This window comes from Sorangium sp. KYC3313, from assembly GCF_052075895.1.
GTDB lineage: Bacteria > Myxococcota_A > Polyangia > Polyangiales > Polyangiaceae > Sorangium > Sorangium cellulosum_B.
Genome location: NZ_CP197255.1, coordinates 11,068,631 through 11,082,369, shown reverse-complemented (window position 1 = coordinate 11,082,369; position 13,739 = coordinate 11,068,631). Strand labels below are relative to the sequence as shown.

Genomic DNA, 13,739 nt, shown 5'->3' with positions numbered 1-13,739 from the left:
AGGCTGCCCGAAGGAGACATGCAGATGAGAAAGATGCGTTGGGTCGTGCTCTTCCTGTGCTTTCTCGCCGTCGCCGTCAACTACATCGATCGCGCCAATCTGGCGGTCGCGGCGCCCCAGATCGAGAAGGAGCTCGGCATCGGCCCCGCCCAGATGGGGTTCATCATGAGCGGCTTCTTCTGGACCTACGCGCTCATGCAGATGCCGTTCGGCTGGTTCGTCGACCGTGTGGGCGCGCGCATCGCGCTGCCGATCGCCGTCGGCTGGTGGTCGCTCTTCACCGCGGCGACCGCCGGCGCGTCGAGCGTCGCGGCCATGTTCGGCTACCGGTTGCTGCTCGGCGTGGGCGAGGCCGGCGCCTACCCGGCCTGCGCCAAGCTCGTGAGCCAGTGGTTCAAGCCGCGCGAGCGCGCGCTCGCGACGGGCATCTTCGACAGCGGTGCGCGCGTCGGCTCGGCGCTGTCGATTCCCCTCGTCGCGCTCATCATCGACTCGCTCGGATGGAAGGCGGCCTTCATCATCACGGGCCTGTTCGGCGCGGTGTGGATCCTCGGCTGGGTCGTCATCTACCGGAGCCCCGCACATGGCGACATGACGGGCGAGCAGGACGTCGTCCACGCAGCGCCCGCCGAGGACGCGCAGAACAACGTGACGTGGGCGTCGCTCTTCCGCCACCGCACGCTCTGGGGCATGATGCTCGGCTTCTTCTGCCTCAACTTCACCAACTACTTCTTCATCACGTGGTTCCCGAGCTACCTCGTGCAAACGCGCGGCTTCTCGCTCAAGTCGCTCGGCACGCTCGGCATGATCCCCGCGCTGATGGCGATTCCGGGCGGCTGGATCGGCGGTTTCGTCTCCGACGCGCTCTATCGCCGTGGCTGGAGCCTCACCGCCGCACGCAAGACCTGCATGGTCGGCGGCATGCTGGTGTCGTCGGCGATCACGCTGTCGGCGTTGACCTCCAACATCTATCTGATGCTCGCCTTCTTCGGCATTTCGTACGCGAGCCTCGCGTTCGCCGGCGCCAGCGTCTGGTCCCTTCCCGGCGACGTCGCGCCCACGCCGCGCCATGTGGCTTCGATCAGCGGCATCCAGAACTTTGCGTCGAACCTGGCCGGCATCGTCATCACGACGTTCACCGGCGTGATGCTCTCGCTGACCAAAGGATCGTTCACGATCCCGCTCGTCGTTGCGGGCGGCTTCTGCCTGCTCGGCGCGTTCAGCTACCTCGTCATCGTCGGCAAGATCGAGCCGCTCCAGGCCAGGTCGGCGCCGGTTGCCGCGAGGTACCCCAGCCTGGATATTGACCGAGATAGTTCGCCTACCAGCGCAGGATGAGGTCGTCCATCCGGTCCGGTGACCGGAGGAGGCCAGGCGGGCCGTTCGACGTGCGGCGGAACGAGGCGGAGCCCGGCCCCCGACGGGCGCGTTCGGCTCAAAGGGTGACGCCCCGCTTCCAAAGTGCGATCTCGCGCTCGCCGTTCTCCTCGGCGCGGGTTGGACGGCCGGAGGCGGTGGCCAACACCAGGTCCATCAGGGCGTCGGCGGCCGCGTCCATGGATTCGCCCGAGGCGATGCGGCCGGCGTCGAAGTCGATCCAGCGCTGCTTGCGCTGGGCCAGGCTGGAGTTGGTGGCGAGCTTGAGGGTCGGCGCGGGGAAACCGAGGGGCGTGCCCCGGCCGGTGGTGAAGAGGATGACCGTCGCGCCGGCGGCTGCGAGCGCTGTGGACGAGACCGCGTCGTTGCCGGGGGCCTCCAGCAGAGCCACGCCCGGCGTGCCGCGGATCTGCCCACCGTAGTGGACCACCTCGGTCACCGGGGCGCGGCCGGCCTTCTGCACCGCGCCCAGGGACTTCTCCTCCAGCGTCGTGATGCCGCCGGCGATGTTGCCGGGCGAGGGGTTTTCCGACACCGGCTCTCCGTGGGCGATGAAGTAGCTCTTGAAGTTGTTCACCACGCCGACGATGTCCTCATAGACCGCCTCGCTCTCGGCGCGGGTCATGAGCAGGCGCTCGGCGCCGAAGATCTCCGGGATCTCGGTCAGGATGGCCGAGCCACCGGCGGCGCAGACCTTGTCGGCGATGCGGCCGACCAGCGGGTTGGCGGTCAGCCCCGAGAAGCCGTCCGAGCCGCCGCACTTGAGGCCGATCACCAGGTCGGAGACGGGGCAGGGCTCGCGGCGGTCCTGCTCGACGATCCTCACCAGTTCCTCGACGGCCTCGAGGCCCGCCTCGAGCTCGTCCTCGGCCGTCTGGGCGGTGAACGACCGCAGGCGATCGGGATCGAGGTGCGAGGCGCTCCCGAGGAGCGGGCCGAGCTGGTTGTTCTCGCAGCCCAGGCCGATGATCAGCGCTCCGCCCGCGTTCGGGTGGCCGGCCAGGGCCACGGTCATCCGGCGGGTGGCCTCGAGATCGCCCCCCAGCTGGGAGCAGCCGAAGGGGTGGGTAAGGGCGTAGACCCCGTCCACCCGGCCCTTGAAGCGTCTGTCCGCCTCGGCGGCCACCTTCTGGGCGGTGCGCGAGACGCAGCCCACCGTCGACAGGATCCAGATCTCGTTGCGGGTGCCCACCCGCCCGTTCTTCCGCCGGTAGCCCATGAAGGTGCGGTTCTCGGTCGCGGGAAGGGGCTCAGGGGTCGTGGGCTCGTAGGCGTAGGTGTCGAGGCCGGAGAGCGCGGTGGCCAGGTTGTGCGTGTGCACGTGGTCGCCCGGCTGGATGTCCACTGTCGCGCGCCCGATTGGCCAGCCGTACTTCCGCACCAGCTCGCCAGCGGCCATCGCGCGCAGCGCCACCTTGTGCCCGGCCGGGATGTCGACGCGGGCGGTGATCGCGTCGGCCACCGAATCACCTGCGGTTATGCCGCGCACGGCGACGGCCACATCATCTCGGGGATCGATCTGCAACAGGGAGGCTGCCACGCTCATGTCATCGACGGTAACCCGTGTCGTTTGGCGCGGCAAGTCTGCGCGACGCCGCAAGGACGCGTGTCGCGAGGAACCACCATGGCCAGGCCGCTGATACTGCACGAAGACCGCCTGTCTCCGCCCGAGCTTGCTGCGGTCATGCGGAGAAGGCGGGCAGGACGCCGGCCCTGGAGCGGGGCGGAGCGGGAGAGAGGGCGAACGAGCGAGGATCGCTTCTCGTGACGCCGCGCTCCAGAGGCGCCCCGCCAGCCTCTTCTCCCTCGGGCTGGAGGACACCGCGGGCCGATCGATTGGAATTGACGTTGTCTATGTGAACGTTCACAATAGACCCGACCGGTATCCTTTTGCTTCGCCATGGATGGGTCGTCGTGAACACGGCGATCTTCGTCATCCGATGGATCTCGGCGCCGACTCCGTCCGGAGGGTCTGCTTCGCCATCGTCGGCAAGAGGAAGGCGGATCGCGTACGGGACCTTCTGTCACCTGAGGTGAGCGTGGCGATTCGTCATTGACATCGCCGGCGTCATGTCGTCGCAGCCTTGCTTGGTTCGAGAGAGCAAATTTATACACAGGAGAGAACTCCATCATGAGCCGAAATTGGACTGCTTGGGGCGCCTTGCTGGCAGCCATGCTGGGGCCGGTACCCTCCGCGGGAGCGGCGACGTTGCAGCAGATCAACGACTGGAAGGTGAGTGGTCTGCCTGGTGACGTGAGCATGTACGTCTATGTCCCGGACCACGTGGAGCCGAATCCTCCGATTCTGACGCTGGTGCACTACTGCGGCGGGACCGCCAGTGCAGTGTTTGGTCAGGCGCGGGGCGGGGGCATCGTCGACGCGGCGGACGACCATGGCTTCATCATGGTCGTCCCCAGCAGCGGAAGATGCTGGGACGTCGTCTCGGACAAGACTCGCACGCGCGAAGGCGGTGGCGACAGTCACGCCATCAGGCAGATGGTGAAGTACGCGCTCGACACGTACGGAGGCAACGCGGATCGCGTCTATGCGACGGGAGATTCGTCCGGCGGCATGATGACCGAGCTCCTGCTTGCCCTCTACCCGGACGTCTTCAAAGCAGGCGCCGCGTTCGCGGGCATGCCGGCCGGGTGCCGCGCAGCCAACGAATCAGGCAACAACGGCGGATATAGCGGAGCGTGCGCGGGCGGCTCGGTGACCCACACAGCGCAAGAGTGGGGAGACATCGCCCGTACGCTGGCCCCGGGGTATGCGGGACATCGCCCGCGGCTGCAGCTTTTCCACGGCGACGCGGACACACTCATCAGGTACCCGAACCACACGGAGGCCATCAAGCAATGGACCCATGTTCTGGGCGTGGGCGCGAGCCCGACGTCGTCCGATACGGGAGTCCGGCTCGGCAATCACGATGCGACGCGGCAGCGCTGGGAGAATGAGTGCGGCTACGTGGTCCTCGACGCGTTCACCTCGATTGGCGGCGATCACGGCCCCTCCGACGCGTTATTCCCCGCTGAGTACGTCATCCCCTTTCTGGGTCTCGACAAGACCGGGCCGGTCGATCCCGAGATAGAGCAGTGCCGCGGTGGGGCGGGCGGAAGCGGCGGCGCAGGCGGAACCGGTGGAGAGGGTGGGGGCGGCGGACAGGGGCAGAGCGGCATGAGCGGCGGGCCCGCCGGGAGCACGGGGTCGAGCGGCACCGCAGGCGGAAGCGGCACCGCAGGCGGAAGCGGCGCCGCAGGCGGAAGCGGCGGGAGCGGTGGAACGGGTGGCGCCGTCACGGCTGGTGGCCCGGCCGGTAGCGCTGATTCGGGATCGTGCGCGGTCGGCAGGGCCGATTCGAGGGAGTCCGTCGGGACTTCCCTGGTTGCTCTGGCAGTTGCACTTTCGAGCTTGATCCGTCGTCGCCGGAGGACGGCGGTGGGGTGAACCTGAACCGGGACCACCGAGGGGAGAGCGGCGAACGGCCCGCGCCGATCGATGAGCCCGTGGATTGGAATTGACGCCGGCGCCCGCTGCCACGGCCAGTCGGGGAAGCAAGGTGGGCGCCACTGCTGTAGCGCCCACCGCGGCACGTCAGCGCACCCGCAGCTGCGCCGCCGATTCACCGAGCTTCTCGCCCTGCGCATCGACCACATGCAGGTTGTACGTCCCGGCGCTGGCCGGCACGGCGATGGACGTCGCGTCCCCCGCCGCCTTCGTCATCGTCGCGCCCTCCGTGAACGTGCCGGTGCCGGCCGGCGCGAGCCAGACGGCGTTGGCCGCCGCGCCGGTGCTCCTGATCTTGATCGTCTTGGTGCCGGATGCCACCGAGGCGCTCGCCGGGAACACGTAGTCTTGAACCGCGAGCAGGCTGCTGGGGATGATGCCCCGATGCTCTTCCTGGATGCCGGAGCTCAGGCAAATTTCGTATTGCGCTGCAGGCCACATGTTGTCCGGAACCGCGACCGGCGGGTCGATTCTGCTATCGGGCGGGTTGATGCCCATCTTGTTCACGGTGGCGTACGTCCTCAGGATGGTGAGGTGGTGCTTGGCCCCGAAATCCTCGCAGTTGATCGTGTATTTTACGCCGGGGTCGAGGTCGAGCACGTTGTCGTTCTGCGTGATGTGCGCGCTGCCCTCGTCGTTGTGCAGGCCGTACGTGGGGCCGCTCGTCGCGGGCGGAATGCCCTTGACGTAGTTCTCGTTGATGGTCGTGCCCGGCATCTGACCTAGCGTGTAGACCGCGCCGCTGTCGTGTAGCCTGCTCAAGGTATCGATGAAGCGATTGTTGTTGATCGCATTGTCTTTGCAGGTGGTCGAGTCGGGGAAGTTTCGCCAGCCCCAGCCCAGGTTGATGCCGTTATAGGCCGTCTTCTGGATGTGGTTGTAGGTTATCTTCAGGCCATCCACGAAGAAGGCGGTGATGCCCGAATGGCCACCGAAACCCGGCAGTGAGCTCACGTCGTACAGCAGGTTGTTGCTGATGGTGTCGTTCTTACAGATGCCTTCGACACCGGGGCCGAACTTGTGGTGCGGGCCGGAGTCGCCCGCGTACAGGTGCTGCGGGTGGCCGACCGTGATGCCGCTGCCGGCGATGTCGGTGATGTAGTTGCCGACGATGCTGGAATTCACGACGTCGTTGATGAAGGAAATGCCCTCGTTGCCGCTGTGCTTCACCACGTTGCCGATGAAGTCGATCGAGTCGGCGTTGTTGACCGTGATCATCCCGGGCAGCGTGTCGATGATTTCGTACTTGCTGTTGTGCCAGTTGCCGTCGCCGTAAGCAACGTAGATGGTGGCGCCCTGTACCGTCGCTTTGCCGCGCGATCCGTCTACGCTGTATAGGTTGTAGTCGGTGTTGGCGAAGGTGATGCCCTGGAAGGTGAGGTTTTTGACGCGGCTGGCGCTGGAGGCGCCGACGATGTCGATCAGCTTTTCTGCGATCGGCGCCTGCACGTCGGCTTGAGCCATGTCTTCGCCCTGCCGCGGGTAGTAGTAGAGGGTCCCGGTCGTCTTGTCGAAATAGAACTGACCGGGTGAGTCCAAGAACTCGCGCGCGTTGTAAATCGTGTGGGAACCAGAAACGCTGAAGCCCGAATTCCAGCCGGGGGTCTGCGCGATGGCGCCGTAGGGCTGTTGAAAGAGCAGCGCGCGGAAGTTGTCTGGCGTGGTGATGACATCACGAACGCAGACGATATTCTCGTTCCAAGTGGTGCCGTTCACGATCTCGAGGTCGTCCTTGTTGCTGGCGATGGCGGGTACCGCGTTGAGGTCGTACTTGGCGCCGTCACTGCCGCTGCCGGTCGCCCAAGCCCAGCTGTGCTGCCCGGCCGTCACGCTGTACGTCCCGACCCCTCCGCGCGACGTGACCCGCTTGCTCGTCATCAGGGCACGAGCATCGTTCACGTACAGGTTGCGCAGCTTCGTCGTTCGGTCCAGCTTGGCCTTGTAGATATTGCCTGCGTCCGGCGTCCATCCGGTCACCTTCGTCGCGCCGTTCAAGACGGGCTTTTCCCCGGGGTAAGCCTGATAGTAGATGCGATGGCCATTCGTGCCCGAGTCCGACGGCGCGAAGGCGATGGCGTCGGTGAGGCTGTACGTGCCAGCTCGGAGGTAAACGTAGATGTCGCCGGTCATGTTGGCGTTGAGGGTGCGGACGGCGTCGCGCGCCTTGGTGACCGTCTCGAACGGCGCGCTGGCCGTGCCTGGATTGTCGTCGCTACCGGAAGGCGACACGTAGTACGCCGCTTGCCGCGTCCCGGTCTCGTCTGGAACCTCGCCGCCGCCGCCGCCCGTTCCGCCACCGGCCATCGCGCCGGCGCTGCCGCCGCCCCCGTCCGCTGCCGCTCCTCCGGCTCCTGCAGTGGCGTCGGCTCCGCCGGTTGCGCTGCCGCCAGCCGAGCTGTCGCCGCCGGTCAGGTTGGGGCTCGTCCCGTCCGATGAACAGGCAGCCAACCCAGCGAACGCCGTGAGGAATGCGGCGACCAGCAGCTTGACGTGACGAACGGTGGAATCGTGACTCTCACGCATGATTCTTGCCTCGAAGGGAAGGTGAGCCAGCCGCCCACGCGGAGCACCGCGCCGCTTCCAGATCACGTCAACTCAGTGAGGAACCGACCCGCAGCGATGCTGCCGCGAGCCCTGCCAGAGCCTCGCGAAGCAGCGGTACGTCGCGAAGCAGAGATGCCGACCGAGCACGGGCGCCGGCACGCTCCTCCCCCTGCATGCGCCTCACCTGGAGCCAGCAGCCCGACCGGCACGGCGAACGCGCACAATGAGAAAGGCCCGGTGCGCATGACGCACCTATCCAGGGCAACGCCGAAGACTACCTGGCGTAAAATGTGAACGTTCACACGGCTGGCGTCAATCGAAATGAACCGGCGCGCGGATGTGCTCGATCCGGAGCGGTGCACCTTGCCGCTCTTGACGTTGGTCAGTCGGAAGCAGCTCGATCCAATGCAGTTCACAGGCGGTCGATGGCCAGGTAATTCCTGGCACGCGGGGTTACACGGCCACGTGGAGGGGCTGCACCACCGCCGCGAACACCGGGAGCGCCTCGCAGCGCGCCGCGTGCGCGGCCAGCGCCGGCCGCCTCGCGGCGTCGGTGAGGGCCGGGTGCGCCTCGGAGGCGAAGCGCAGCGCGCAGGCGACCGCGATGTCGGCGTGGCTGAAGGCGCCCAGCCACCAGGTGTCGCCGGTCCGGGCGGCGCGCTCCCGCTCCAGCAGATCGAGCGTCTCGCCGATCTGCGCGGAGCAGCGCTCCACCCAGACAGGGCTCCGGCGATCGCCCGTGCGCAGCACGTGCTCGTAGAGCAGGCTCACCGCCTTGTCCGCGAGCCCCGTGGCGAGCGCCGAGACCCGCAGCCCGGCGCGGCGCGCCTCGCCCGAGCGCGGCAGGAGCGCGCGATCGGGCCCCACCAGGTCGTCGAGGGCGTCGAGGATCGCCGCGCTCTCCACGAGCGGCTCCCCGCCGTCCGTCACGAGCACGGGGACCCGCCGGAGCGGGTTGTACCTCGCGATGGACTCCGCGTCGGCCCACACCGACCACGGGCGGTGCTCGTACGCGAGCCCGTAATGCTGGAGCGCCACGGCGACGCGGCGCACGAAGGGAGAGTCGTACTGGCCAATCAGGATCATGACGGCTCGTTTAACCGAGCCTGCCGCGCGCGGCTACCAGACAGCGCACGTCCTGGTCGGCCGCATCGGCGTGCCCGGCGCGCACTTGAAGGCCTCGCCGAACTCCGGGAGGTTCGCGAGCGGGCCGTTGACGCGGAACCGCGGCGGGGAGTGCGGGTTCACCTGGACCATCAGCCGGAGCGCCTCGTCGCGCAGCTTGCCGCACCAGGACTGCCCGTGCGCGAGGAAGAACTGCTGATCTTCCGTGAAGCCGCTCGCGACCGTCTGCTCCGCCGCGCCCTTGCGCATCGCGCGGTACGCCATGAAGGCGAGCTTGACGCCCCCGAGATCCGCGATGTTCTCGCCCAGCGTCAGCTTGCCGTTCAGCTTCAGCCCCGGCAGCGCCTCGAAGGCCGAGTACTGCGCCTCGACGCAGCCGGTCTTCTCCTTGAACGCCGCCGCGACCTCCTTCGACCACCAGTCCTCCAGGTTGCCCTTCTGGTCGAACTGCGAGCCCGCGTCGTCGAACCCGTGCGTGAGCTCGTGCCCGACCACCATGCCGATGCCGCCGAGGTTCACCGCCGCGGCCGAGCTCACGCTGTAGAACGGCGGCTGCAGGATGCCGGCCGGGAAGACCATGTGGTTGCGCTGCGGGTCGTAATAGGCGTTCACGGTGGGCGGGCTCATCTGCCACTCGTCGCGATCGAGCGGCTTGTCGATCTTCCCGAGGTCCCACTGCGTGTGGAAGGCGCGCGCGGCGAGCGCGTTCTTCGCGTACGATCGCGGATCGACCTCGAAATCGTAGGTCCTCCACTTGTCGGGGTATCCGATGAGGTACGCCATCGCGGCGAGCTTGGCGAGCGCGCGCTGCCGCGTGCCCTCATCCATCCAGTCGAGCGCCCGGGCGTCGCGCGCGAACGCGTCGCTGATCTGGTGCACCATCGCCTCGGCCGCGGGCTTGCTCGCGCCGGGGAAGCTCGTCTTGACGAACGGCTGCGCGAGCAGCTCGCCGAGCGCGTCATCGGTCGCGTCCACGCAGCGCTTCCAGCGCGGTCGCACCTCCTTCTGCCCGGTGAGCGCGGCCTGCAGCGTGAAGCTCTCGTCGACGAACGCCTTGGGCAGCGCGGGCGTCATGGAGCGCACCACGTGCCACGAAAGGTAGCTCTGCCACGCGGCGGGCTTCACCGACGTGAGCAGCCGGGAGAGCCCCTCGAAGAACCGGACGGAGGTCACGTTGACCTCCTTGACGTCCTGGAGGCCGAGCCCCTGGAAATACGCGTCCCACGAGAACGCCGGCGCTGCCTTCGCGAGCGCCGCCCGGTCGAGCTTGTTGTAGAGGCTCGCCGGGTCCCGCCGCTCGACCCGCGTCTTCGAGATCTTCGCGAGCTCGGTCTCGATCTGCACGACGTCGAGCGCCGCCGCCTTCGCCGCCGCCTCCTGCGCGCCGGCGAGCCGCATCATCCGCGCGACGTGCTCCTCGTAGGTCTTGCGGAGCGCCTTCGATTTGTCGTCCTCGTTGAGGTAGTAGTCGCGGTCTGGCAGGCCGAGCCCGCTCTGGTCGAGCTGCGCGATGACGCGCGTCGCGTCCTTCATGTCCTGCGCGGATTCGATGTCGAACAGCGCCCAGATGCGACGGCGGTGGAGCTCGGTGACGAGCGCCCCGAGGCCCTTCGGGTCGCGCACCCGCCGCGCCTTCGCGAGGAGGTCCGCGATGGGCTTCGCGCCGGCGGCCTCGACCGCGGGCTCGTCCATGCACGCGCCGTAGTAGGCGCCGATCTTCCTGGTCACCGGATCCCGGTCGCCGGCGCTCGCGGCGTCCTCGAGGATGCGCCGGAGCTCCGCCTCGTTGCGCTTCTCGATCTCGTTGAAGCTCCGCATCCAGGCGGACTCGTCCCCCGGGATCTCGGTCTTCGCCAGCCATCCGCCGCACGCGAACTGGTAGAAGTCCTCGCAGGGGTTCGCCGATCGGTCGAGCGCGGCCTCGTCGAGCCCGACGCTCTCGAGCTTCGTCTCGACGACAGGGAGGCCCTGCGGCGCCGGCGGCATCAGCGCCTTGACGGCGGGGGGCGGGGGCGCCGGCGGCGGGCTCGCGGCGGGGCCGCAGGCCGCCAGCGCGGAGAGGGCCACGGTGAGCGCGAGGGGAGCGGCAGGCTGTCGGGGCGTGCGCATACAGCGCTCTACCACGGACCGGCTGCTGCGCGGGCTCGCGATGGCCGCCCGCCGCGGATCGCGCGCGCGCGACCGCATCCGTCCGGAGCGGGGCCGGCCTCACTCCCGGTCGAGCTTGCCCATCAGGCTCAGGGTGAAATAGGCCCCCATGTACTTGAGGTGCGGGCGCACCTCGAGGTGGACCCGGTACCAGCCCGCGCTCCCCTCGACCTCGGTCACCGAGGTCCGCGCCTTGCGGAGCGGCCTGCGCGAGCGCACGGCGGGCGACACGACATCCATGTCCGCGACATACTGGCCGAGCCAGCCGTTCAGCTCGCGCTCGAGGTCGCCGCGCTCCTTCCATGTGCCGATCTGCTCGCGCTGCATGATCTTGAGGTAGTGGGCGAGCCGGCTGACGAGGAAGACATAGGGCAGCTGTGTGCCGAGCCGGTAGTTGACCTCGGCGGCGCGCCCCTCCTCGCTCTGGCCGAAGTACTTGGGCTTTTGCGCCGAGTTCGCGGAGAAGAAGCAGGCGTTGTCCGTGTCCTTGCGGAACGTGAGCCCGATGAAGCCCTCCTCGCTGAGCTCGAACTCGCGGCGCTCGGTCAGCATGATCTCGGTCGGGATCTTCGTCTGGATGGCGCCGAGCGCGTCGTACTCGTGGAGCGTGAGCCCCTCGACGGTGCCGCCGGATTGCGGCCCGATGATGTGCAGGCACCAGCGGTGGCGCGCGAAGCTCTCGGCGAGCCGGGTCGCCATCGCGTAGGTGGGCGCCCCCCAGCAGTACGCCGCGTGGTTGCCGACGACGTCCTCCTCGTAGGAGAACGCCCGGATGGGGGAGGTGCTCGCCCCGTAGGGCAGGCGCAGGAGGAAGCGGGGGAGGACCAAGCCGACGTAGCGCGCGTCCTCGGACTCGCGGAACGCGGTGTACTTCACGTACTGCGGCCCCTCGAAGAGCGCCTTGATGTCGCCGAGGTGCGGCACCTTCCGGTAGTCCTTGAGCCCGAAGAACTGCGGGCCCGCGACGGCCAGGAAGGGCGCGTGCGCCATCGTCGCCACCGCCGCGCATTTCTGGAGGAGCGCGATGTCCTGGGGCACGGGGCCGAACTCGTAGTTCGAGATGACGGCGCCGAACGGCTTGCCGCCGAAACTGCCGAACTCCGACGAATAGACGATCTTGTAGAGGCCGCTCCTCACGACCTCGGACGAGTCCTCGAAATCCGCGAGCAGATCGTCCTTCGAGCAGTTGAGGAGCTCGACGCGGATGTTCTCCCGGAAGTCGATGTGATCGATGGCGAACTTCAGGCCGCGCCACGCGGCCTCGAGGCGCTGGAACACCGGGTGATGCAGGATCTCGTCGATCTGCCGCGACAGCCGCTGGTCGATCTCCGCGATCCACAGGTCGATGAGGGCGCTGTCCAGCGCCGCGCCGGCCTCCGGGCGGCCCGCGACCTTGCCGACCACCGCCTCCACGCCCCGCTTCACATCGTGGTAGGCGCCGTTGGAAGGGGCGACCCCCGTCTCCGCCAGGAGCTCCGCAAGGAGAGAGCCGTTGCTCCCCATCACCGGCTCTTCGTGCTGCCCCGCTTGCATGTCCGGAATTTACCACGGTCGCTCGCCGGCTGGAAGCGACGGACACGCCGGCGCCCGCGCGCCGCGCCCCGCGCGGGCCCGGGGCGGCGGGGCGCGGCGCGGCCAGAGGAGAAACGCGCGCTCGGCGCGCCTCGGACACCCGCGCGGAACGCTCCCTCAGCACGCCAGTCAGGTGTCGACCGGACATGAAAAGCCCATGGCGATCGCGCGACTACAGTGTTACAAATCACGTGTGGGTGCTCCCACGGAAGCCGAAGACATAAGGGCTTTCGTTCGAGTATGCCCTCTCGCACTCCCGGATCAGGCGCCGACGCCCGTCCTGGTCGTGGCTGCGCGGCGCCAGCGCTCCGAACGGCTCGGGACCGACTGAAATGGGCAGTGGGAGCACGGAGGGACAGCGGACGTCGACTGTCTCTATCTCTCCGTGTTCCCCGTGCCTGTGGGATCCAGATTCTCTGTCTTCCGGCGCGCCATCGCGCGTCGTCGGCATCCGGCGCGCCATGGCGCGCCATCAGCGTCCGGCGCGCCATGGCGCGCCTTGGATCGTGGATTTCGAGGAGAGGAGTGGGGATGGAACGCCTCGGGCTCGGCATCGTCATCGGGATAGGGCTCACCAGCTTGACGAGGATCACCCGTCCGACCGTCAAGAGGGCCATGAAGCTAGGCTTCGTCGCCGTGGACGCGATCAGGGGCGCGCTCGGCGAGGGCAGGGAGAGGCTCGCCGACCTCGTCGCCGAGGTGAGGGAGGAGATGGCGCGCCAGGAGCAGCGCGCCGGTTCGGGCGGCGCGCAGGGGTGGTCGCGCGCGGAGATGGAGCCGCCCGGGAGCTGACGAGAGGGGTGTTGCGGTGACCCGGCCTCGCAGGCCGGGAGGTGAGCCATGCCGAGCGATCGAGGGGTCGTCATCATCCACCGGGTTCCAGGGCGCGTGCGCCTCGCCGTCCCCGCGCTGCGCAGGGACCCGGCGAGGGCCGAGGAGATCGCGGAGCAGGCGCGCGCCTGCCCCAGCGTCGTCGACGCGCGGGCGAGCGCGTGGGCCGGGAGCCTCACGGTGGAGCACGAGCCCGATGTCCCGCTGGAGGACGTCTTCTCCGAGCTCGCGCACATCCCCGAGCTCTCGGGCTGCAGCTGTCGCCCGATCGATGAGCTCACGCCCTCGCCCTGCGCGGCGCCCGCCGAGCCGCCGAGCCCGGTCCGGACGGCGCGCATCGTCTTCCAGGCCGCGGACAGGCTGAACGCGGCGTCGCAGGTCGTTCCGCCGCCGCATGTCGACCTCAAGCTCCTGCTCCCGGCGCTCCTGGTCGGGTCCGGGCTGCTCCAGGTGCTGACGCGGCGCTCCCCGGGCATGCCCCACTGGATCACGCTCGTGAAGTACGGGGTCGACTTCTTCGTGGTGCTGAACCACGGTCGTATCCAGAGCTTCTTCGCGAGCGCGAGCGCGAGCGCGAGCGCGGGCACGGGCACGGGCGCGGGCGCGGGCGCACCCACCGGCGGCGAGGCGGGGTGAC

8 protein-coding genes and 1 pseudogene are annotated in these 13,739 nt (G+C 68.5%); 4 read left to right on the top strand and 5 right to left on the bottom strand.

The window, feature by feature from the left end:
• Positions 1 to 24 precede the first annotated feature (24 nt).
• A complete protein-coding gene (locus ACSRUE_RS42165; protein WP_441288492.1) occupies positions 25 to 1,338 on the top strand; it encodes an MFS transporter in 1,314 nt (437 codons plus the stop codon).
• Positions 1,339 to 1,435: 97 nt separating this feature from the next.
• Here ACSRUE_RS42165 and ACSRUE_RS42160 read toward each other — a convergent pair whose 3' ends face one another.
• Entirely contained in the window at positions 1,436 to 2,923 is a 1,488-nt protein-coding gene (locus ACSRUE_RS42160; protein ID WP_441288491.1) for a UxaA family hydrolase, read from the bottom strand.
• Positions 2,924 to 3,508: 585 nt separating this feature from the next.
• On the opposite strand from ACSRUE_RS42160, the gene ACSRUE_RS42155 reads away from it, so the two are divergent.
• Positions 3,509 to 4,822, top strand: a complete 1,314-nt coding sequence (locus ACSRUE_RS42155; RefSeq protein ID WP_441288490.1) for an extracellular catalytic domain type 1 short-chain-length polyhydroxyalkanoate depolymerase — start codon at positions 3,509 to 3,511, stop codon at positions 4,820 to 4,822.
• A 153-nt stretch (positions 4,823 to 4,975) separates the two neighbouring features.
• On the opposite strand, the pseudogene ACSRUE_RS42150 reads toward ACSRUE_RS42155, so the two are convergent.
• From ACSRUE_RS42150 to tssC, 4 genes and pseudogenes are all read right to left on the bottom strand, one after another.
• A pseudogene (locus ACSRUE_RS42150) lies at positions 4,976 to 7,117 on the bottom strand (right-handed parallel beta-helix repeat-containing protein); the annotation flags it as partial.
• A 762-nt stretch (positions 7,118 to 7,879) separates the two neighbouring features.
• A complete protein-coding gene (locus tag ACSRUE_RS42145) occupies positions 7,880 to 8,512 on the bottom strand; it encodes a glutathione S-transferase family protein (RefSeq protein ID WP_441288489.1) in 633 nt (210 codons plus the stop codon).
• Between the two features lie 33 nt (positions 8,513 to 8,545).
• Entirely contained in the window at positions 8,546 to 10,660 is a 2,115-nt protein-coding gene (locus ACSRUE_RS42140; protein WP_441288488.1) for a M13 family metallopeptidase, read from the bottom strand.
• Positions 10,661 to 10,759: 99 nt separating this feature from the next.
• Positions 10,760 to 12,232, bottom strand: a complete 1,473-nt coding sequence (gene tssC, locus ACSRUE_RS42135) for a type VI secretion system contractile sheath large subunit (protein ID WP_441288487.1) — start codon at positions 12,230 to 12,232, stop codon at positions 10,760 to 10,762.
• A 570-nt stretch (positions 12,233 to 12,802) separates the two neighbouring features.
• On the opposite strand from tssC, the gene ACSRUE_RS42130 reads away from it, so the two are divergent.
• Together ACSRUE_RS42130 and ACSRUE_RS42125 are read left to right on the top strand one after the other, a co-directional pair.
• On the top strand, positions 12,803 to 13,063 hold the full coding sequence (locus ACSRUE_RS42130; RefSeq protein ID WP_437761102.1) for a hypothetical protein: 261 nt from the start codon (positions 12,803 to 12,805) through the stop codon (positions 13,061 to 13,063).
• 48 nt (positions 13,064 to 13,111) lie between these two features.
• Entirely contained in the window at positions 13,112 to 13,738 is a 627-nt protein-coding gene (locus tag ACSRUE_RS42125) for a hypothetical protein (protein WP_441288486.1), read from the top strand.
• The last annotated feature ends 1 nt before the right edge of the window (position 13,739 follow it).